The sequence below is a fragment of the Streptomyces sp. NPDC055025 genome (assembly GCF_053608565.1).
Genome location: NZ_JBSGVS010000069.1, coordinates 1 through 20,483, shown reverse-complemented (window position 1 = coordinate 20,483; position 20,483 = coordinate 1). Strand labels below are relative to the sequence as shown.

General features: G+C 69.5%; 15 protein-coding genes. 5 read left to right on the top strand and 10 right to left on the bottom strand.

Going from position 1 to position 20,483, the window contains the following annotated elements; all coding sequences use genetic code 11:
• The first annotated feature begins 193 nt into the window (after positions 1-193).
• The gene (locus ACWGDX_RS32405; RefSeq protein WP_453631411.1) at positions 194-1,189 is read left to right on the top strand and encodes a glycoside hydrolase family 18 protein; all 996 of its coding nucleotides are present in this window, start codon (positions 194-196) and stop codon (positions 1,187-1,189) included.
• On the opposite strand, the gene ACWGDX_RS32400 is transcribed toward ACWGDX_RS32405, so the two are convergent.
• From ACWGDX_RS32400 to ACWGDX_RS32375, 6 genes are all read right to left on the bottom strand, one after another.
• Complete coding sequence (locus ACWGDX_RS32400; RefSeq protein WP_453631380.1) at positions 1,173-2,657, bottom strand: glucoamylase family protein; 1,485 nt, start codon at positions 2,655-2,657, stop codon at positions 1,173-1,175. The two genes, ACWGDX_RS32405 and ACWGDX_RS32400, sit on opposite strands and share 17 nt — an antisense overlap.
• Before the next feature lie 141 nt (positions 2,658-2,798).
• Positions 2,799-4,646, bottom strand: a complete 1,848-nt coding sequence (locus tag ACWGDX_RS32395) for a GH39 family glycosyl hydrolase (protein ID WP_453631378.1) — start codon at positions 4,644-4,646, stop codon at positions 2,799-2,801.
• A 107-nt stretch (positions 4,647-4,753) separates the two neighbouring features.
• A complete protein-coding gene (locus ACWGDX_RS32390; RefSeq protein ID WP_453631376.1) occupies positions 4,754-5,653 on the bottom strand; it encodes a carbohydrate ABC transporter permease in 900 nt (299 codons plus the stop codon).
• Positions 5,650-6,630 carry a carbohydrate ABC transporter permease gene (locus ACWGDX_RS32385; RefSeq protein ID WP_453631374.1) on the bottom strand — a complete coding sequence of 327 codons (981 nt, stop codon included), beginning with the start codon at positions 6,628-6,630 and terminating at the stop codon, positions 5,650-5,652. Before ACWGDX_RS32385 ends, ACWGDX_RS32390 begins: the two co-directional genes overlap by 4 nt.
• Entirely contained in the window at positions 6,627-7,880 is a 1,254-nt protein-coding gene (locus ACWGDX_RS32380) for a sugar ABC transporter substrate-binding protein (RefSeq protein ID WP_453631373.1), read from the bottom strand. The genes ACWGDX_RS32385 and ACWGDX_RS32380 overlap by 4 nt, the downstream gene beginning before the upstream one ends.
• Before the next feature lie 381 nt (positions 7,881-8,261).
• On the bottom strand, positions 8,262-9,326 hold the full coding sequence (locus ACWGDX_RS32375) for a LacI family DNA-binding transcriptional regulator (RefSeq protein WP_453631371.1): 1,065 nt from the start codon (positions 9,324-9,326) through the stop codon (positions 8,262-8,264).
• Between the two features lie 170 nt (positions 9,327-9,496).
• On the opposite strand from ACWGDX_RS32375, the gene ACWGDX_RS32370 reads away from it, so the two are divergent.
• The gene (locus ACWGDX_RS32370; RefSeq protein ID WP_453631369.1) at positions 9,497-9,967 is read left to right on the top strand and encodes a MarR family winged helix-turn-helix transcriptional regulator; all 471 of its coding nucleotides are present in this window, start codon (positions 9,497-9,499) and stop codon (positions 9,965-9,967) included.
• A 260-nt stretch (positions 9,968-10,227) separates the two neighbouring features.
• Positions 10,228-10,779: an isochorismatase family protein gene (locus ACWGDX_RS32365; RefSeq protein WP_453631367.1), complete on the top strand. Its 552-nt coding sequence runs from the start codon at positions 10,228-10,230 to the stop codon at positions 10,777-10,779.
• A gap of 225 nt (positions 10,780-11,004) precedes the next feature.
• Here ACWGDX_RS32365 and ACWGDX_RS32360 read toward each other — a convergent pair whose 3' ends face one another.
• From ACWGDX_RS32360 to ACWGDX_RS32345, 4 genes are all read right to left on the bottom strand, one after another.
• Entirely contained in the window at positions 11,005-11,874 is an 870-nt protein-coding gene (locus tag ACWGDX_RS32360) for a succinate dehydrogenase/fumarate reductase iron-sulfur subunit (RefSeq protein ID WP_453631365.1), read from the bottom strand.
• Positions 11,871-13,994, bottom strand: a complete 2,124-nt coding sequence (locus ACWGDX_RS32355) for a fumarate reductase/succinate dehydrogenase flavoprotein subunit (protein WP_453631363.1) — start codon at positions 13,992-13,994, stop codon at positions 11,871-11,873. The genes ACWGDX_RS32360 and ACWGDX_RS32355 overlap by 4 nt, the downstream gene beginning before the upstream one ends.
• A 129-nt stretch (positions 13,995-14,123) precedes the next feature.
• Complete coding sequence (locus tag ACWGDX_RS32350; protein ID WP_453631361.1) at positions 14,124-14,945, bottom strand: hypothetical protein; 822 nt, start codon at positions 14,943-14,945, stop codon at positions 14,124-14,126.
• 17 nt (positions 14,946-14,962) lie between these two features.
• On the bottom strand, positions 14,963-15,193 hold the full coding sequence (locus ACWGDX_RS32345) for a hypothetical protein (RefSeq protein ID WP_453631360.1): 231 nt from the start codon (positions 15,191-15,193) through the stop codon (positions 14,963-14,965).
• 297 nt (positions 15,194-15,490) lie between these two features.
• Between ACWGDX_RS32345 and ACWGDX_RS32340 the strand changes: the two genes are divergently transcribed.
• Together ACWGDX_RS32340 and typA are read left to right on the top strand one after the other, a co-directional pair.
• Positions 15,491-18,127 carry an ABC transporter substrate-binding protein gene (locus tag ACWGDX_RS32340; RefSeq protein WP_453631358.1) on the top strand — a complete coding sequence of 879 codons (2,637 nt, stop codon included), beginning with the start codon at positions 15,491-15,493 and terminating at the stop codon, positions 18,125-18,127.
• A 298-nt stretch (positions 18,128-18,425) separates the two neighbouring features.
• The gene (gene typA, locus ACWGDX_RS32335) at positions 18,426-20,300 is read left to right on the top strand and encodes a translational GTPase TypA (RefSeq protein ID WP_453631356.1); all 1,875 of its coding nucleotides are present in this window, start codon (positions 18,426-18,428) and stop codon (positions 20,298-20,300) included.
• Positions 20,301-20,483 lie beyond the last annotated feature (183 nt).

Here is a 20,483-nt window from a genome sequence, read left to right as displayed (position 1 = left end):
CGACCGGAAATGACCGAACCTGGAGCGCATATCGCGCGCCTGCCGCCCGGCTTCGGCACATAGCCTGGACGCCCTCATGGCCGGACGGTCATGACTCCTGGGGAGGGGAACGATTTTGCGGGCACTATCGCGCGGATTCGGGCGGACACTGGTACGGGCGTGGCGCGCCCCACATGCGCGGTGGCCCGGACGGATCGCGCTGGTGCTCGTCGTTCTGCTCGTCGTGCCGGTGGTCACCGTCGCCGTCGCGCTGCGTATCAACTACGCGGGCGACATCGAGGACGGTACGCAGACCCGTGGCCGGGACGCCATCTGGCTCGGCCACGCCTGGGTGGACGGCCGCAAGAAGGACGCCGATCTCGACGCCTTCGCGGAGCGTATCCGCGGGACCGGAATCCGCGACCTGTATGTCCACGCCGGACCGCTGGAGCACGACGGAACCCTGCCCGCCGCCCGCTACCCCCGGGCCCGGTGGCTGATCGACGCCGTGCACCGCACGATTCCGGATGTACGGGTGCACGCCTGGCTGGGGGACGAACTGGCCACCGAGGGCCCCGACGGACTGCGCCTGGAGCGGGCGGCGTCACGCGCCGCAGTGGTGCGCTCGGCCGAGCAGATCCTGGACGCGGGATTCGACGGTGTCCATTTCGATCTGGAGCCGCTGCACTCGGGGGACCGGGATTATCTCTCGCTCCTCGACGATCTGCGCGTTCTCACCCGGGCCAGGGACGTACCGCTCTCCATCGCCGCCCATCAGATCGATCCGGTGCCCGCGCTGCACTCCGTCGCCGGAGCCCTCACCGGACACCCCAAGTGGTGGTCGCAGGCGTTCTTCGCCGAGGTGGCACGGCGGGTCGACCAGATCGCCGTCATGTCCTACGACACCGCGATGCCGCTGGAGAGCCTCTACGGCGGTTATGTCGCCCAGCAGACCACCCTCGCCCTGGAGGTCACACCGCCCGGCACGGATCTGCTGATGGGACTGCCCTTCTACTACGAGGAGGACATGAGCCATCACGGTCACGCGGAGACCGTCGCGGCCGCGGTCCGTGGCATCAGGCTGGGGCTGGGGCGCACGGACCGTGACCGGGAGCGGTTCGGGGTCGCCATCTATGTCGACTTCGCCGCGCGCGAGAGCGACTGGACGGCGTACCGCGCGGGGTGGGGCTGCGTCACGGCTGGATGCTGAAACGCTCCTTCGCCAGCAGCGGCCGTACCCGCGAGGCGAATCCGCCCGTACGGAACGGCCGCTGGAGCAGGCCCGGACGCAGCTCCTGGGCGAGGGCCGCGGCGATCATCCCCTGGTCGAGGGCGAGGACGAAGTCACTGACCCGGCCCGTCCCCACATTGACGGAGTCGCGGAAGCCGTAGCGGTCGTCGTACGCGCCGAAGTCCCGCGCGATCGCCTTCAGATTGGCGATGGCCTCCCCACGCGCCTGGGGGAGCGCGAGGAAGGAGGCGTGCGGGGTGACGACACCGTTGGTGTAGGCGGAGGCGGGCGGCAACGGCTCGCCGTGGGTGACGAAGGTACGGTCGGTGTTGGAGGCGTAGCCGTCGATCTGCATGCCGATCGCGTCGACGCCGTACTCCTGGTAGCCGCCCTCGGGCACATTGGAGGGGGAGAAGCCCCAGTAGCCGTATCCGGCCTCCGCCAGGCCGTGTTCGATCTGGGAGCGGACATAGCGGCTGTGGGTGGTGCCCCAGGAGCCGGGCGACCACTCGGTCTCGGGCACGAAGAGGGGCACCATCAGCGCCTCGAACATCGAGCCGCCCCAGGTGGGAACGAGCTTGCGGCCGCGATAGGTGTAGTGGCCCTGCCAGATGCGGACACCGTCGATGGTGTCGTACCTCCCCCGCGGGGGCTGTTCCTGCCCGTTCTCGGGGACCATGGTGCGCAGCATGTGCCAGTAGTGCTCGCCGGGCAGGCTGCCGTCGGCGATGCCCAGATAACTGGCCATGCGGGGCTCGGTGTTGAGGGCTCCGTAGTGGTGACCGGTGGGCTCGCCGGTGTCGGTCCAGAAGCCGCCGCGGAGCTGGCCTGGCCCGGCCACCGGATCGGCGGGGTCGTACGGCGTGTAGTAGTACGACCAGTCCGCGCCGGCGAGGAGCGCGGCGACCCGGGGGCGCAGCCGCGGATCAGCGTCGGCGGCGATGCGCAGGCCGGTGACGAGCCAGGCGTTGTCGACGGAGGAGAGGAAGGGGCGGACCGGGTCGCCAGTGCCGGGCCAGCTCGTCAGGACGGAACCGTCGTAGGCGTCGTACCAGTTGAGCCAGAAGCCGTGGTGGCGTTCGAGCCGTTCGACGGCCGAGACGGTACGGGCCAGCCCGCGCTCCATGGTGTCCTGGTCGATCACGCCGAGGCCGGCCGCGGCGACGGTGGACCAGAGCCCGCAGCCGATATTGGTCGGTGAGGTGTTCCGAGACGGGACAGGGGTACCGGGGCCGCTGACGTCGATCTTGTCCGCGGTGAGACCGAGGTCGGTCGTCATTGCCTCGATCGAGTGATACGTATCGTGGAACCAGCGGCGCAGCAGCGGTGTATCAGAGGTATGAGAGACACGAGAACGCGATGCGGCGACGGCAGGTGCGGATACGGCTCCGAGGGACAGGGCGGCGGCCCCGGTTCCCGCGGCGGCGAGAAACGTGCGACGGTCCATAAGAGTCCAGCTCCCGTTGGCAGATGTGGAATCGTGGCTGTGGCTGTGGCTGTGGCTGTGGCTGTGCTGATGGTCGCTGCGGTGGTGCGGGGGCCGACGACGGTCAGGTGCCGCCGGCCCCCGGGTCGGCCGGGGCGCGGATCAGGCGCGGGCGAAGCGCAGAAAGCGGATGCCCGGGTTGGGGAGACCGACGGTCAGCGCCGCGGTGCCGTCGGCGTCCGCGGTGACGGGCGCGAGCTCCTCGGCGGGCAGCCGGTCGGCGGCGCGCAGCTTCGCCCACTGCCGGTCGTCGGGCCAGTCGCCGCCGTCGAGGTCCTGCCAGACGGCCCGGATATTGCCGTGCCGTTCGTCGACCCGGTGCGACTCGACGGCGTAGACGGCGCCCGGCGCCAGCCCGCCGACCCGTACGGCCGCGGCGCGGTCGAGCTCGGTGGCACCGTCGAGCTTGGACTGGTCGAGGGTGCCGTTCCAGAGGAGGACGTCCACGGTGGAGCGGTCCTCGGCGCGGGTGGCGAGGGACTCGACGAGCGCTTCCGCGCCGTCGCCGGTGACGGCCACGGGAATCCGGCCGCCGGCCAGCCGGGAGAGGAGACACAGCGCCCAGAAGCGCGGCTTGCGCAGATTGCCGACGGTCAGCAGTCCGAAGCCGCCGTGGAAGAGCCGCGGTGGCCAGCCCAGTTCCTCGAACTGGTCGGAGGCGACCCAGTAGGAGAGACAGTCGGTGGACGACAGAGCGCTCTTCATCCCCCGCAGAACGAAGGGCGCGGCGAAGACGGAGTCGCTGACACGGTGGAAGTGCGTGGGCGTGACGCCCCACTCGGTCCACAGGATCTCCGGCTCGGGTCCGCCGGTCGCGGCGGCGAAGGCGCGGGTCATCGGACGGAAGTCCAGGGGCGCGTTGCCATAGGTGTGGGTGGAGACGAAGTCGACGGGGACATCGTGCTCCTGGCAGTACTCCAGCAGCGCGCCGACCCAGCCGGCCGCGGCGGAGGAGGGCCCGCCGACCCGGATCCGCTCGTCCACGCCCTTCACGGCGCGTACGGCGACTTCGTAGAGCCGGTGGTAGTCGTCCTGGGTGCCGTTCCAGAACACCTCCAGATTGGGCTCGTTCCAGACCTCGAACTCCCAGCTGGCCACGGTGTCGCGGCCGTACCGCTCCTGGAGATGGATGGTCAGCTCGCGGCAGAGATCGCCCCAGCGCTCCCATCGCGCGGGGGTGGAGACGAGCGCCTTGTAGCCGAAGACGGTGTAGTCGGGATCGGAGGCGAGTTCCCGCGGCATGAAGGAGAGTTCGACGACGGGCCGGAGGCCGGTGGCCAGGAAGCGGTCGTAGACCGCGTCGAGGCCGGAGAAGTCGAAGGAGCCGTCGTCCCGGACGGTCACGGTCTCGGGCAGGAAGGTCCCGTGCGCGCGCACGGACCGTACGCCGATCTCGTCGCGGACGATGGCCAGTGCCTCGCCGTACTCCTTCGCGACATCGGAGCCGCCCGCGCCGGGCTTCTCCCGGGTCAGCAGGGAGAAGTGCTCGGCGCCGATCATCCGGTTCCAGACGCCGGGCAGCTCGGTGGCCTGGGCGGCGGCGTCCACGGTCACGGTGACCTCGGCGGGGCGCGAGCCCGCGGCCCTGGCGGAGCCGGCCACCGCCTCGGACAGCTCACCGGCCCCGCTGTCGGACCAGGTTGCCACCTTGTAGAAGTAGCCGCGGCCGGGCTCGGCGAGCGTGTCCGCGTACGGCGGGTGCGGCACGGCGAGCACATCACCGCCGAGATGGTCGAGCGGCTCGAAGGGGCCCTCGACGGAGTCGGCGCGGTGCACCAGATAGCCGAGCGCTCCTGCCACCGGCCGCCAGGTCAGCAGCACATGGCCGGTGCCGTCCTCGGCGGACAGACCGCGAGGAGCGGGAAGCTCCCCGATGCCGGTGAGCCGCTCATCGCTGGGCTTTCCGATGCGCGACTCCCAGTCGGTGCGAGCGGCTGGCTTTTCGGTCATGACAGTACAAACCTTCTGGTAGAGGGGGTGTGCGGGTGCGTGCGGGCACGGTGGCGGGTCGGAGCTGCTGGAGGTGCCGGAGGTGCTGGCGTGGAGAAGGCCGGTGGTTACTTGAGACCGGCCGTGGCGATGCCCTGGGTGAAGTACCGCTGGAGTACGAGGAAGACCAGCAGTACCGGCAGCACGATCAGGAAGGAGCCGGCCATCAGCATTCCGTTGGACCCCGCGGACTGGTTCGGGTCGGTGGCGAAGGTCGCGAGGGCCACGGGCAGCGTGTATTTGTCCGGATCGTTGGTGGCGATCAGCGGCCAGACGAAGTTGTTCCACGAACTGAGGAAGGTGAGGATCGCGAGCGTCGCCAGGGCCGGCTTCACCAGCGGCATCACGATCCGCCAGAAGATGTACCACTCACCCGCGCCGTCCATCCGGGCCGCTTCCAGCAGTTCGTCGGGGATCGAGAGCATGAATTGGCGCATCAGGAAGACGCCGAAGGCGCCGGCGGCGAACGGCAGGACCAGACCCGCGTACGAATCGATCAGACGCAGCTTGCTCATCAGGACGAAGAGCGGCAGCAGCATCAGATTGCCCGGCACCATGAGCGCGCCGAGTACCAGCGCGAAGACCTTGTTCCGGCCCGCGAACCGCAGCTTGGCCAGGGCGTACCCCAGCATCGAGCAGAACACCAGATTGGAGACGGTCACCAGCACGGCGACAACCACGGAGTTGAAGAAGTGGAGCGGAAGGTCCAGACGGTCGAGCAATCGTGTGAAGTGATCGAGGGTCCACTCCGTGGGGAGCCAGACCGGAGGACTGGCCCGCAGCTCACGGTCGGTCTTGAAGGCGGAGAGCGCCATCCAGAGGAACGGCGCGGCCATGACCAGCAGTCCGAGCGACAGCAGCGCGTAGACGCCGGGCTTCTTGAGCCTCTCGGTGCGCGCGCCGCGTCCGGCCGGCGCGGGGGCCCTGGGCGCGGTCGGGGCCGGGGCCGGCGTGTGTGCGGCGCTCATTTCGTGTTGTCCTTCAGCAGACGGAGCTGGAGCACGGTGATGCCCATGATCACGACGAAGAGCACATACGCCATGGCGCTCGCGTAGCCCATATGGAAGAAGTTGAAGCCCTGGCGGTACATGTTCAGGGACACGGTGAGCGTGCTGTCCGAGGGGCCGCCCTGGGTCATCACGAACGGCTCCTCGAAGACATTGAGATAGCCGATCGTGGTGATCACCGTGGCGTAGAGCGTGGTGGGCCGCAGCAGCGGGACGGTGATCCGGCGGAACTCCTGCCAGGCGCCGGCGCCGTCCAGCCGGGCCGCCTCCCGTACATCGGCGGGGACGGCCTGGAGACCGGCGATGAAGAGCACCATGACCGTGCCGAGATTGCGCCAGACCGCCATGAGGATCAGCGACGGCATGGCGAGCGTCTCGGAGCCGAGGAAGTCGGGGCCGGTGAGCCCGACTTCGGAGGCCAGACCCGCGATCAGTCCGTCGGACGGGTCGAGGACGAAGCGCCAGACGACGGCGACGGCGACGATGCTGGTCACCACCGGGGCGTAGAAGCCGACCCGGAAGAAGGTGCGTGCCCGGTCGACACCGCTGTTCAGCAGGACGGCGGCGGCGAGCCCCGCGCCGATGGTGAGCGGCACGCCGACGACTACGAAGTACGCGGTGTTGAAGAGGGACTTGAGGAACTTCTCGTCACCGAAGAGCTCGGTGTAGTTCTCGAAGCCGATGAACTCCGCGGAGAACGGATCGGTCACATCGCGCAGACCGAAGTCGGTGAAGCTCATGGCGAGCGTGGCGACGATCGGGAAGGCCATGAAGACGGTGAACAGCACCAGGAAGGGGGTGGAGAAGAGCCACCCGGCCAGATTCTGCACACCCATCGGGCGGGGCTTGCCGCCGGCCGCCCGGCGGACCGGAGGACGGGCCCCCGGCCCGGCCTTCACCGGGGCCGCTTCCGCGGCGGGTTCGGTCGAGGTGCTCATCGCGGTTGCTCCACGAGCCCTTCGATCTCGGACTGTGCCTTCTCGGCGGCCTCCCGCGGCGAGGACTTGCCTTGGGTCACCGAGGCGATGGCGTCATCGGCCTTCGAGCTGATCTCGCTCCACCGGGGCTGGACCGGCGGGACCTTGGAGGACTCCATCTGCTCGCGGAAGATCTGGAGCGCGGGGTCCTCGGCGAGCCGGCCGGAGTCCCAGGCGCTGGTGTTGGCGGGCAGATCGCTGGAGCGCGTGAACCAGTCCCGCTGGCCCTCGGTGCCGGTGAGATGGGTGATGAACTCCTGGGCGGCGGCCTTGTGTTCGCTGTCCTCGGAGATGACCAGACTGGAGCCGCCCGCCATGGAGACGGAGTCCTTGTCGGCGGGGACCTTCGCGACGCCCCACTTGTCCTTGAGATCGGGGTAGCCGTCGTTGATCAGGGTCATGATCCAGGGGCCGGAGAAGAACATCGGCGCGTCACCGGTGTTGAAGTCCTTCAGCACGTCATAGCCGGGCGCGACGCTCTTCTTGGCCAGGCCCTCGTCGAAGTACGAGCCGTACTCCGCCAGGGCGCGGACGGCGGCCGGGCTGTCGGCGACGGCCCTGCCGTCGTCGGTGACGATCTCGCCGCCGGCCGAGTAGAGGAAGGGGTACCAGCTCTGTACGGTGTCCAGGCCGCTGGGCTGGATGGAGATGCCCCACTCGGTGCCGGCCTTGTCCTGGTAGGCGGTGGCGAGCTGCCGTAGCTCGGGCCAGGTGGCGGGCGCCTTCTCGATACCCGCCTTCTTCGCCAGATCGGTGCGGTAGTAGAGGACACGGGTGTCGACGTACCACGGGACGCCGTACACCTCACCGCCGACCTCGCCCTGCTTCCAGGCGGCGGGGAAGAAGGCGTCCTTCTTGAAGACGGTGGTGTCCACCGGCTCCAGCACGCCGATGTCGGCGAACTCGCCTATATACGTGCTGCCCATCTGGGCCACATCGGGCAGATTGCCCGCGGCGGCGGCCGAGACCAGCTTCTGGTGGGCGACGTCCCAGCCGACGGGGGTGACCTTGACGGTGATGTGCGGGTTCGCCTTCTCGTACACCTCGGCCACCTCCGCGAGCTTCTCGCCCTCGGCGCCCATGGCCCAGACGGTGAGCGTCTGCTTCTTGTCGGCGGCGACTCCTTCACCACCGGAGTTGCCGCACGCGGAGATTCCGAAGGCCAGCGCGAGCGCGGTGGCGGCAGAGGCGGTTCTGGCGGTGCGGTGCATGGACGGCTCCTCCTTGAGCTCTCCGATGTATGCGCTGCCTGTAAGCGCATACATCACTCTGCCGCCGCTTTTCCGGAAACCGCAAGGGGTGCCTTGGTCACACTCGTGCAACATGCGGGACAACTGTGAGTACGGCTTCCCCGGCCATGCCTCGGCATTCGTGGGCCTCCCGGCGCGTGGCGTCCAGCAGAGCCCGGCCCGCGTCGTTGAGGGCGATCCACTTGGTAGCGCGGGCCCCGTCCACCGTCGTCCCGGTCCCGGTCCCAGCCCCGGCCCGGACACGGCCCCGGCCCGGACACGGACCTCCACCCCGGCCCCGCTTCAGACCCAGACCCGGATCCCGGCCCAGGCCCGCGCTCAGGTCCGGACCACGGACCCGCCCTAGCAGCCGCAGCTCGTGCGGCGGGCCACCGAGACCGGGAGCATCAGTGAGACCGGCTCGCGGTCCCGGTCGCCGAGCCGCTGTACGAGCAGTTCCACCGCCTCCTCGCCCAGCCGCCGTATCGGCTGCCGTACGGTCGTCAGCGCCGGCCGCACCATCCGGCTCAGCGGAATCCCGTCGAACCCCGTCACCGCGATGTCCTCGGGCACCCGCACCCCGCGCCGCTCCAGGGCGTGCAGGGCCCCGATCGCCATCTGGTCGTTGGCGAAGAGCATCGCCCGGGGCCGGCGGCCGTGCCGGTCGCCCCGTTCCAGCAGCGCCTCCGCCGCCCGCTCGCCCTCGGCCTGGGTCATCATCCCGGCGCGCAGTTCCGGCTCGTCGGGAACCGGCAGTCCCGCTTCCGCGCACGCCTCCCGGAACCCCCGGAACCGTGCCTCGGCGTCCGGCGACTCCCTCTCGCCGCCGATGAAGACCAGTTCGCGCAGCCCGTGGTCGCGGATGAGATGGCGGGCCAGTTCCCGTTCGCCGTCGGAGTTGGCCACCTCGATATGGTCGAGATGGTCGATCTCGCGCGGCCCCGCCAGCATCACCACCGGCAGCCGTCGTGAGATCACCTCAAGATCCTCGGTGGGGACGGTCCGCGCCAGTACGGCGAAGCCGTCGACCCGCCCCGCGACCTTCGCCACCAGCGACTCGGGTCCGCCCTTCAGGGACGCGGCGATCAGCAGCGCGTACCCGTGCCGCCGCGCGGCCCGCTCCATGCCCCGGATGATCTGGTCGGAGTAGAGCATCACGGCGGAGTCGTCGTACGTGTCGTCCGCCTCGGCGTCGGTCTCGGCGTCCGGATCCGCGTAGTCGGGGAAGCAGAGCCCGAGCACCCCGGTGGTCCTGCTGGCCAGACCGCGTGCGTTTCCGCTGGGTACGTAGCCGAGCGTACGGGCCGCCGCGAGCACCCGGTCGCGGGTCTGGGCGCGGACGGAATCGGGGTTCCGGTAGACCCGTGACACCGTCGCAATGGAGACGCCGGACCGCTCGGCGACGTCGTACACCGTGGGGGCACTCACCCGACCAACCGTCCGCTTCTCGTCTGTTCCGTTCCATCCATGAAAGCGCATTCACCCTAGGTGCCGTGCTGTCCGGGGAGCAAGGCGGCCCCGGGGCGGGCGGCCGGACCCCGGCGCCGACTGGACAGGTAGCCTTGCAAGGTTACCTGTCTATCTCCTAGGGTGGCCCCATGGGTGGGCATACGCACGAGGAGTCCGGGCGGTCCGGTGAACCGACCGCCGAGCAGGTCGCCGCCGATCTCACCGCCGTCGTCGGCAGACTGATGCGGCGCCTGCGGACGGCGTCGCCCGACAACGGGCTCACGCCTTCCCAGCGTTCGGTGCTCTCCCGGCTGGACGGCGAGGGGCCGTCCACGACGGCCGCGCTGGCACGCGCGGAGTACGTACGTCCCCAGTCGATGCGGCTGACGCTCGGCGCCCTGGAGGAACAGGGCCTGATCGAGCGGACACCCGATCCCGACGACGGCCGGCAGTCCGTCGTCTCGGTCACGGACACGGGCCGCGGCACGCTCGCCGGGGTCCGTGCGGCCAAGCAGGGCTGGCTCTCCGAGGCGATCGCGGCGGAACTCGACAGCGCCGAGCGCCGCGCCCTGGCCGATGCGGCGGCACTGCTGCGCCGGCTGGTCGAGAGGAGCCAGTGAGACGGCTGGTCACAGCGGGTGGAGCGACCGCGCGGGCCGGGCCGGGCCGCGGCGGACCGGGGGCAGCGCAGGGCGGAGCCGGTACGGAGCACGCAGCGCGATCGCGGTCGGGGCTTCCGGACGTGCGGAGCAGACGGCTCCTGAGCCCACTGCCCCCGAGCTCATATCCGCCGAACACCTATCTCCCGAACGCCTATCTCCCGAACGCCTATCTCCCGAACGCCTATCTCCCGAACACAGAGATCTGAAGGAGTACCACCATGACCGCCACCACTCTCGACCCCAGGACCGCTCTGGTCGTCGTCGACCTCCAGAAGGGCATCGTCTCCCGGCCCGCCGTCCACCCGACCGACGATGTCGTGGCCCGCTCCGCCGAACTCGCCGCCGCTTTCCGGGCGAAGGGCCTGCCCGTCGTGCTCGTCAATGTCACCGGCGGCGCGCCCGGCCGTACCGCCGGTCCGACGGGTGGCCTCCCGGCCGACGCCTCCTGGGCTGATCTCGTACCGGGACTGGGGCAGCAGGACAGCGACATCGTCGTCACCAAGCAGACCTGGGGCGCCTTCTACGGCACCGACCTCGACATGCGGCTGCGCCGTCTCGGTGTCACTCAGGTCGTGGTGACGGGCGTTGCCACCAGCAAGGGCGTCGAGTCCACGGCCCGTGCCGCGCATGAGCGCGGATACAACGTCACCGTGGTCACCGACGCGGTCACCGACACGGACGAGGGCGCCCACCGCAACTCCGTCGAGAAGATCTTCCCGGCGCTCGGCGAGACCGGCACCACCGACGCCATCGTGAAGCTGCTCGGCTGAACGGGTGACCAGCTGAACGGGTTAGCGGCTGAGCAGTCGTTCAGCTGAGCAGCTGAACGGCTGAACCGCCGACCCGAGCACACACCCGGGCACGCGCCCGAGCACGCACCCGGGCACCCTGCGAGGCCTGGCAGGGGCCCGCACCCGTCCCGACGGATCCGGGTCCCCGCCAGGCCTCGCTGTGCGCGGTGTGTCCGTGCCCCACTCGCCGTCCTACCCGTCGTCCTACTCGCCGCGGCGCCGGATCTTGTTGCCCAGCCACACCAGCGGGTCGTACTTCCGGTCCACCGCCCGCTCCTTCAACGGGATCAGGGCGTTGTCCGTGATCTTGATGTGCTCGGGGCACACCTCCGTACAGCATTTGGTGATGTTGCAGTAGCCCAGTCCATGCTCGTCCTGAGCCGTCTTCTTCCGGTCGAGCCCGGACTCACCGGCCGCGTCCAGCGGATGCATGTCCAGCTCGGCCACCCGCATCAGAAAGCGCGGTCCGGCGAAGGCGGTCTTGTTCTCCTCGTGGTCCCGCACCACATGGCAGGTGTCCTGGCACAGGAAGCACTCGATGCACTTACGGAACTCCTGTGAGCGGTCCACATCGATCTGCTGCATCCGGTACTCGCCGGCGGCGACGCCCGGCGGCGGTACGAACGACGGCACTTCCCGCGCTTTGGCGTAGTTGAACGACACATCCGTCACCAGATCCCGGATCACCGGGAAGGCCCTGAGCGGGGTGACGGTGATCGTCTCCTCGCGCGAGAAGACCGACATCCGCGTCATGCACATCAGCCGCGGCCGGCCGTTGATCTCCGCGCTGCACGAACCGCACTTGCCGGCCTTGCAGTTCCAGCGCACCGCCAGATCCGCCGCCTGGGTGGCCTGGAGCCGGTGGATGATGTCGAGGACGACCTCTCCCTCGTTCACCTCGACCGCGAAGTCCGTCAGCTCTCCGCCGTCGGCGTCGCCCCGCCAGACCCGGAACCTCGCCTCGTACGCCGTCGACGCGCTCCCGCTCGTATCCGCGCTCGTACCCGTACGCGTACCCGCCTTCTCAGCCGTGCTCGTACCTGCGCTCTCGCTCGTACCCGTACTCGCGCTCACTCGTGAAGCTCCTCTTCGGCGAGATACTTGACCAGCTCTTCCTTGTCGAAAAGGGCGAGCAGATCGGGACGTATGGGCTCGGTCGTCCGGCGCGAGAGCGCGATCCGGTCCTCGGCGGGGCCGGTCGCTCCGGTGAGCCGGCAGTACAGATTGATCCGGCGCCAGTCGCGGTCCATGCCGGGCCAGTCCTCCCGGGTGTGGCCGCCGCGGCTCTCCGTACGCTCCAGGGCCGCCCGCGCCACACACTCGCTGACCAGCAGCATGTTCCGCAGATCGAGCGCCAGGTGCCAGCCGGGGTTGAACTGGCGGTGGCCCTCGACCACGGCGCGCTCGGCGCGTGTCCGCAGCTCGGCCAGTTTCTCCAGGGCCTGTTCCATCTCGCCCTCGCGCCGGATGATGCCGACCAGGTCGTTCATCGTCTGCTGGAGTACCTGGTGGAGCGTGTACGGATTCTCCGCAGGCCCGGCGCCCCCGTCACCATCCGCCCCGCCCGCGCCAGCGCCAGCGCCAGCGCCACCGCCACCATCCGCCCCGCCCGCGCCCCCACCACCGCTGTTCTCATCGGCGGCGCTGAACGGCCGGAGCGCCTCGGCCGCCGCCGCGTCGATCTGCCCCTCGTCCAGCACCGGTCGCGCACGCGCGTCCGCGTCGGTCCCCAGGGCGTACTCGGCCGCGTGCAGCCCCGCCCGCCGGCCGAAGACCAGCAGATCGGAGAGGGAGTTACCGCCGAGCCGGTTGGAGCCGTGCATCCCGCCGGCGACCTCGCCCGCCGCGTACAGCCCCCGTACGCCCGAGGCCGCGGCGGTGTCCGAGTCGACGGCGATCCCGCCCATCACGTAGTGACAGGTGGGGCCGACCTCCATCGCCTCCGCCGTGATGTCGACATCCGCCAGTTCCTTGAACTGGTGGTACATCGACGGCAGCCGGCGGCGGATGACCTCGGCGGGCATCCGGGTGGAGACATCGAGATAGACACCGCCGTGCGGTGAGCCGCGGCCCGCCTTGACCTCGGAGTTGATGGCGCGGGCCACCTCGTCGCGGGGGAGCAGTTCGGGCGGGCGCCGGTTGCGGTCCGGATCCTCGTACCAGCGGTCGCCCTCCGCCTCCGACTCCGCGTACTTCTCCTTGAAGACATCGGGGATGTAGTCGAACATGAACCGCTTGCCCTCGGAGTTGCGCAGCACCCCGCCGTCACCGCGCACGGATTCGGTGACGAGGATGCCCTTCACCGACGGCGGCCAGACCATTCCGGTCGGATGGAACTGCACGAACTCCATGTTCAGCAGGGGAGCGCCGGCGAGCAGCGCGAGCGCGTGCCCGTCACCGGTGTACTCCCAGGAGTTCGAGGTCACCTTGAAGGACTTGCCGATACCGCCCGTGGCGAGAACGACCGAAGGGGCCTCCAGTACGAAGAAGCGCCCGGATTCCCGCTCGTAGCAGAACGCGCCCGCGACCCGCCCGCCGTCCTCACCCGCCCCGGAACCCGGCCCGGAACCCTGTCCGCCCTCGGCGCCGGCCCCCTTTTTCGCCCCGGCGCCGGCTGCCTCTCCCGCCCCGGCCCCGGCCCCCGCCCCCTCGACGTCCTTCAGGATCCTGGTGACCGTGCACTCCTGATAGACCTTGAGACGGGCCTCGTAGTCGCCGTACTCGCGGAAGTCCTCCTGCTGGAGCGAGACGATCTTCTGCTGGAGGGTACGGATCAGCTCCAGGCCCGTCCGGTCGCCGACATGGGCGAGCCGGGGGTACTCGTGCCCGCCGAAGTTGCGCTGGGAGATCCTGCCGTCGGCCGTACGGTCGAAGAGCGCGCCCCAGGTCTCCAGCTCCCAGACCCGGTCCGGTGCCTCCCGCGCGTGCAGTTCCGCCATCCGCCACTGGTTGAGGAACTTCCCGCCGCGCAGGGTGTCGCGGAAGTGCACCCGCCAGTTGTCGCCCGCGTTCACATTGCCCATGGAGGCGGCGATGCCGCCCTCGGCCATCACCGTATGGGCCTTGCCGAAGAGGGACTTGCAGATGACGGCGGTACGGGCGCCCCGCTCGCGCGCCTCGATGGCGGCCCGCAGTCCCGCGCCACCCGCGCCCACCACCACGACGTCCCACTGACGGCGTTCGAGTTGCGTCATGTCCGAAGGGTCTCCCTGTTCCTAGAGAAGCGCGGAGTTCCAGCGCGGAGTTCCGGTGCGGAGTCGTGCGCGGAGTTCCGGCGTGGAGTCGTGCGCGGAGTCGTGCGCGGAGTTCTTGGCACGGAGTTCCTAGAAGAAGCGCGGATCGTCGAAGGCCCCCGTGGCGAGCAGATAGACATAGAAGTCGGAGACGGCGACGCTGATCAGCGAGGCCCAGGCGAGCTGCATATGGCGGTTGTTGAGCCTGCCCACCCAGCCCCAGAGCCGGTAGCGCACCGGGTGTTTGGAGAAGTGCCGGAGGCGGCCGCCGATGATGTGCCGGCAGGAGTGGCACGAGAGCGTGTACGCCCAGATCAGCCCGATATTGACCAGGAAGATCAGCGAGCCGAGCCCCATATGACCCCAGGCGTACTCCTCGTCGCGGAAGGAGAGCACGGTGTCGTACGTGAGGATGCCCGCGACCGGCACGGCGGCGTAGAAGAAGTACCGGTGGATGTTCTGGAGGATCAGCGGGAAGCGGGTCTCACCGCTGTAGGTCGCGTGGGGTTCGGCGACGGCGCAGGCGGGCGGCGAGGCCCAGAAGCCCCGGTAATACGCCTTGCGGTAGTAGTAGCAGGTCAGCCGGAAACCCAGCGGGAAGATCAGGATCAGCAGCGCGGGGGAGAGCCCCCACCAGCTCCCGAAGATCTCCCAGTTGGGGCCGTTCCGCATCGGCGCGCAGTTCTCCGCCAGACAGGGCGAGTAGAACGGTGAGACGTAGGGCGCGGCGTAGTAGTCGCTGTTCGCGAAGGCCCGCCAGGTCGAGTACACGATGAAGGCGAGCAGCCCGGCGGCGGTCGCGGCGGGCGCCAGCCACCAGCGGTCCGTCCGCAGATGGCGGGGTGTGATGGCGGCGCGCGAGGCGCCGCGCACACCCGTACTGGCTGGTGGGGGTTGGGTACCGGTGGCCAACGAGGTCTCCTCGGGAATCAGGGCGCTCGCCGGTCGCGCACACCCAGGCCCTCGTCGTCCGCGTCCGTCCACAGCGCGCTGTCGTACGGAGTGTCGGGGATGGTCACCAGGTCGTCGGCGCGGCCGGCCGACGGGGATCGGGACTCGTTCTCGTGTGCTCGCGCCAGGCTCTGTTCCAGCCGTCCGACCGTACGGACCAGATCGTCCAGGCAGCGCCTGACCGCCGCCAAATCCTCCTGAAGGGACATGAGTTGCCCTCACTTCCGCGGTCGCGGGTGGCATGCGGGGATCCAGGCCCTGTCCGGCCCCGGAAGTCGCCCCTCGGACGGCCCTCTGTATGCGCCTGAGAGTGTCGCGCGTCACACCCGCCTTCCACAAGAGCGCCGACCGGTCGCCCGTGCGGCGGAGCGGTTGGCCCGTGCGAGTGGCGTTTGCGACACGAGGCGACGTGTCACCGGGCCGGTTCGTCGGCTTTCCACTTCAGTGAGTGGGCAATAGGTGTGATGATCTCTAAATTCCACAAACAGGACGAAGAGGTACTAGACATGTCCCACGTCGGCGCCCCACGCGGGAGGACATGCTCCCGAACGCTCCGCTCCCTCGCGCTCCTCACCACCGGTGTGCTCGCCCTGCCCGTCCTGTCCGCGTGCACCTCGGACGACGACGGCGCGAGCGCGGACGCCGCCCCGGACATCGCGGCCGCGGGACGGGACCAGGTCACCGCGGGCGGCTCCCTGCGCTGGGCGATCGACACCATGCCCTCGACGCTCAACGCCTTCCAGGCCGACGCGGACGGCTCCACCGGCCGGATCGCCGCCGCCGTACTTCCCTCTCTCTTCACGCTCGACAAACGAGGCCGCCCGCAGCGCAATCCGGACTACCTGGAATCCGCGAAGATCGTCGAGCGCGAGCCCAAACAGGTCGTGCTCTACAAACTCAATCAGCAGGCCGTGTGGAGCGACGGCCGCGAGATCGGGGCACCCGACTTCGTGGCCCAGTGGCGTGCCCTGAGCGGCAAGAACTCCGCGTACTGGACCGCGCGCAACGCAGGTTACGAACGGATCGAGAAGATCGAGCGCGGGGCGAACGACCTTGAGGTCAGGGTCACCTTCGGCAAGCCCTACGCGGACTGGCGGTCCCTCTTCACCCCTCTTTATCCGAAGGATGTGACGGGCACGCCCAACTCCTTCAACGACGGGGCCAGATCCAGTCTCAAGACGACGGCCGGGCCCTTCAGCGTCAAGAAGGTCGACCGCAAGGGCAAGGAGGTCACCCTGGTCCGCAGTGCCCGCTGGTGGGGAGAGCCCGCCAAGCTGGACTCGCTCGTGCTGCGCGCGGTGCCCAGGAGCAAACGCGCGTCGGCGCTCGCGGACGGCAAGCTCGATCTCGCCGAGATCGACAAGAGCGCGGCGGACCGTATCGCCCTGGCGGTCCGGGACCGTGGATCCGGCGAGCAGAAGCTCACCCATGGCCCCGGTGTCGCGGTCACCCCCGCCTCCGCGCTCCGCTCCTGGGCGCTGGCCAACGGCTCGGACGAGGAGGAGGCCGAGGCCGCGCAGATCGCGCGCGAGCAGACGGCCGCCGCGATCGTCCGGTACGCCAAGGAGCAGAAGACGCTCCACGGATTCGTCGTACGCAAGTCGCTGGAGCCCGCCTACACCCAGCTCGCGCTGAACGGGGAGACCGGACCGCTCGCCGATGAGCGGGTACGGCGTGCCGTCGCCCGCGCGCTCGACCGCCAGGAACTGGCCGACACCGTGCTCAAGCCGCTCGGACTGCCGGCGAGGCCGCTCGGCAGCCATCTGGCCCTGGTCGGCCAGGAGGCGTACGCGGACAGCAGCGCGGCGCTCGGCAAGCAGGACACCCAGGAGGCACGGGCGCTGCTGGCCGACGCGGGCTGGGTGCCGGGCGGAGCCGTCAAGAAGAAGGACGCGGCCAAGGCGGGCAGCAAGGGCGAGAACGCGAATCCCGAGGACGAGGAGGAAGAGGAGGAGAACGAGGAGGAGGCCGAGGAGAAGCCCAAGGAGAAGTCGGCCGCCGAGAAGAAGTACGACGCCAAGCAGCGGGAGCTGGCGAAGAAGGAGGAAGCGGAGGCGAAGAAGGGGGAGAAGGCGGACGACAAGGACGTTCCCTCCGACGAGGGCTCGGTCATCGTCGGCGACGAGAAGTCCGGTCGGAAGGCCAGGCCGGGCCAGGAGCAGACGCCGGGCCAGGAGCGGAAGCCCGCCCGGGACGCCGAGGATCACCAGACCGGCCAGGAGAACCGGACCGGCCAGGAACACCCTCGGAAGCTCGCCCGGGACGCCGAGGATCACCGGACCGGCCAGGAACACCCCTCCGGCCAGGACGGGGCCGACCGGCAGGACGCGGCCGTCGAGGACGACAAGCCCGGCCAGACGGCCCCCCGCCCCGAGTCCGCGACCCATGTCCTCGCCCCCGCTCCCGCCGCCGCCTTCCAGGGCGTGACCCTGCTCCGCCAGGCCGCCGTGGTGCGTGACACCCAGGACCAGGACAAGAAGCCGGGCGGTGTGACGGGCGCCTACGCCCCGCGCGGCACGGCCGCCCCGGCCCCGTCGGTCTCGGGCTCCCCCGCCCCGATGACCGGTCCGCTCGGCAAGGACGGGAAGGCCCTCACCCTGCGCTTCGTGCTGCCGTCGGGCGAGGGCTCGGAGGCGCTGCGCACGGTCGGCCAGCGGATCGCGCGGATGCTGAACCGCATCGGCGTCAAGACGGAGATCACCAAGGTGCCGGACGAGGGCTACTTCAAGGACCATGTCGCCTCCGGCGACTACGACCTGGCCCTCTACTCCTGGCCGGCCACCGCCTACCCGGCGACCGACGGCCGACCGATCTTCGCCAAGCCGGTGCCCGCCAGCGACGGCTCCCTGCTGGTGGAGCAGAACTACACCCGCGTCGGTACGGACCACATCGACCAGCTCTTCAACCGGGCCGTGGCCGAGATCGACGAGAAGGCCGGCCGCTCCCTGGTGAAGCAGGCCGACGCCCGGATCTGGGCCGCCGCCGGCTCCATCCCCCTCTTCCAGCGGCCGGAACTGGTCGCGGCCAAGCCGGAGGTCGTGAACGCGGGAGCCTTTGGTCTCGGGGCCCCCAGATACCAGGACATCGGATTCACGAACGCCGGTACGTCGGGCTCCGGTGGCAAGGAGCAGAAGAAGAAGTAGCGAAGGAACGGTGAGCGAGGCATGAAGCGGCGGAAAAGCACCAGATGAACGCCGTGTGAGCGGCTCGCCACCCGATCAATTCGTTTGCCCGCCGGCCTGCCCGGCGGGCAAGCTCGTTCCTGTCCTTGACCCGGGCAGTTCCACACCCGCAGAACACCCCAGAATCAGCCGCTTCCATCGGGCCGGGAAGCCCCCGACACCTCGGCCCCGTACCATGGGACAAGCCGTGGCGTGTCAGCCCGGCGGGCGTACGAGGAAAGAACGCCGCATCCCACGATCGAGAGAAGCGCCAGCCAGCATGCCCACGCGCCACGACATCCGCAACGTCGCCATCGTCGCCCACGTCGACCATGGCAAGACCACTCTGGTCGACGCCATGCTGAAGCAGGCCGGCGCCTTCGCCGCGCACGCCGCCGAGCAGCTCGACGACCGGATGATGGACTCGAACGACCTGGAGCGTGAGAAGGGCATCACGATCCTGGCCAAGAACACCGCCGTGAAGTACCACCCCAAGACGGGTGGCGACCCGATCACCATCAACATCATCGACACCCCCGGCCACGCCGACTTCGGCGGCGAGGTCGAGCGCGGTCTCTCGATGGTCGACGCGGTGGTCCTGCTCGTGGACGCCTCGGAGGGCCCCCTCCCGCAGACCCGCTTCGTGCTCCGCAAGGCGCTCCAGGCGAAGATGCCGGTCATCCTCTGTATCAACAAGACGGACCGCCCCGACTCCCGGATCGCCGAGGTCGTCGACGAGACGTACGACCTCTTCCTCGATCTGGACGCGACCGAGGAGCAGATCGAGTTCCCGATCGTCTACGCCTGCGCGCGGGACGGTATCGCCTCGCTGACCAAGCCCGAGGACGGCACCGTCCCGGCCGACAGCGACAGCCTGGAGCCGTTCTTCAACACGATCCTGTCGCATGTCCCGGCTCCCGAGTACGACGAGTCCGCGCCGCTCCAGGCCCATGTCACCAACCTGGACGCCGACAACTTCCTCGGCCGTATCGCGCTCTGCCGGGTCGAGCAGGGCGAGCTCAGGAAGGGCCAGACCGTCACCTGGATCAAGCGTGACGGCTCCATGTCCAATGTCCGTATCACCGAGCTGCTGATGACCGAGGCACTCACCCGCAAGGCGGCCGAGCGGGCGCGCCCCGGTGACATCTGCGCCATCGCCGGTATCCCGGACATCATGATCGGCGAGACCCTCGCCGACCCCGAGAACCCGATCGCGCTGCCCCTGATCACGGTCGACGAGCCCGCGATCTCGATGACCATCGGCACGAACACCTCGCCGCTGGTCGGCAAGGGCGGCAAGGGCCACAAGGTCACCGCCCGCCAGGTCAAGGACCGTCTCGACCGCGAGCTGATCGGTAACGTCTCGCTGCGCGTCCTGGACACCGAGCGCCCCGACGCCTGGGAGGTGCAGGGCCGCGGTGAGCTGGCGCTGGCCATTCTGGTCGAGCAGATGCGCCGGGAGGGCTTCGAGCTGACCGTCGGCAAGCCCGAGGTGGTCACCAAGCAGGTCGACGGCAAGACGTACGAGCCCATCGAGCGGATGACGATCGACTCCCCGGAGGAGCACCTCGGTGCGATCACCCAGCTCATGGCGACCCGCAAGGGCCGTATGGAGACCATGACCAACCATGGCTCGGGCTGGATCCGGATGGAGTGGATCGTGCCGTCCCGCGGTCTGATCGGCTTCCGTACGGAGTTCCTCACCCAGACCCGTGGTACGGGTATCGCCCACTCGATCTTCGAGGGCCACGAGCCGTGGTTCGGCGAGCTGCGCACCCGTAACAACGGCTCGCTGGTCGCGGACCGTTCCGGTTCCGTGACCCCCTTCGCGATGATCAATCTCCAGGAGCGCGGTGTCATCTTCACCGAGCCCGGTACCGAGGTCTACGAAGGAATGATCATCGGTGAGAACTCACGCTCCGACGACATGGATGTGAATATCACCAAGGAGAAGAAGCTCACCAATATGCGGGCCGCCTCCGCGGATTCCACCGAGAATGTGGTGCCGCCGAGGAAGCTCTCGCTGGAGCAGTCGCTGGAGTTCTGCCGCGACGACGAATGCATCGAGGTGACCCCGGAGACGGTGCGCATCCGCAAGGTCGTCCTGGACCAGAAGGAGCGCGGCCGCGCCGCGTCGCGGGCCAAGCACGGCTGAGCGGCCGCCCGGCAGCGCCCCGGTGCGCTGACGTGCTTGAGGTGATGGAGTACGACGGCCCGGCCCCCGCTTGATAGCGGGGGCCGGGCAGTTCGTAGGGTGACCTCCCCTACGCCTGGGATCGGGGCGCGCTCCTACGGTAGGGGAGGGTGTACGTTACCAGGTGGTGCGGGTAGCTTGTCG

Excerpts from the sequence above, each read along its gene's own strand:
- ACWGDX_RS32400 (WP_453631380.1), bottom strand. The coding sequence starts at position 2,657 with ATGGACCGTCGCACGTTTCTCGCCGCCGCGGGAACCGGGGCCGCCGCC.
- ACWGDX_RS32395 (WP_453631378.1), bottom strand. The coding sequence starts at position 4,646 with ATGACCGAAAAGCCAGCCGCTCGCACCGACTGGGAGTCGCGCATCGGA.
- ACWGDX_RS32390 (WP_453631376.1), bottom strand. The coding sequence starts at position 5,653 with ATGAGCGCCGCACACACGCCGGCCCCGGCCCCGACCGCGCCCAGGGCC.
- ACWGDX_RS32385 (WP_453631374.1), bottom strand. The coding sequence starts at position 6,630 with ATGAGCACCTCGACCGAACCCGCCGCGGAAGCGGCCCCGGTGAAGGCC.
- ACWGDX_RS32380 (WP_453631373.1), bottom strand. The coding sequence starts at position 7,880 with ATGCACCGCACCGCCAGAACCGCCTCTGCCGCCACCGCGCTCGCGCTG.
- ACWGDX_RS32370 (WP_453631369.1), top strand. The coding sequence starts at position 9,497 with ATGGGTGGGCATACGCACGAGGAGTCCGGGCGGTCCGGTGAACCGACC.
- ACWGDX_RS32365 (WP_453631367.1), top strand. The coding sequence starts at position 10,228 with ATGACCGCCACCACTCTCGACCCCAGGACCGCTCTGGTCGTCGTCGAC.
- ACWGDX_RS32355 (WP_453631363.1), bottom strand. The coding sequence starts at position 13,994 with ATGACGCAACTCGAACGCCGTCAGTGGGACGTCGTGGTGGTGGGCGCG.
- ACWGDX_RS32345 (WP_453631360.1), bottom strand. The coding sequence starts at position 15,193 with ATGTCCCTTCAGGAGGATTTGGCGGCGGTCAGGCGCTGCCTGGACGAT.
- ACWGDX_RS32340 (WP_453631358.1), top strand. The coding sequence starts at position 15,491 with ATGTCCCACGTCGGCGCCCCACGCGGGAGGACATGCTCCCGAACGCTC.
- typA (WP_453631356.1), top strand. The coding sequence starts at position 18,426 with ATGCCCACGCGCCACGACATCCGCAACGTCGCCATCGTCGCCCACGTC.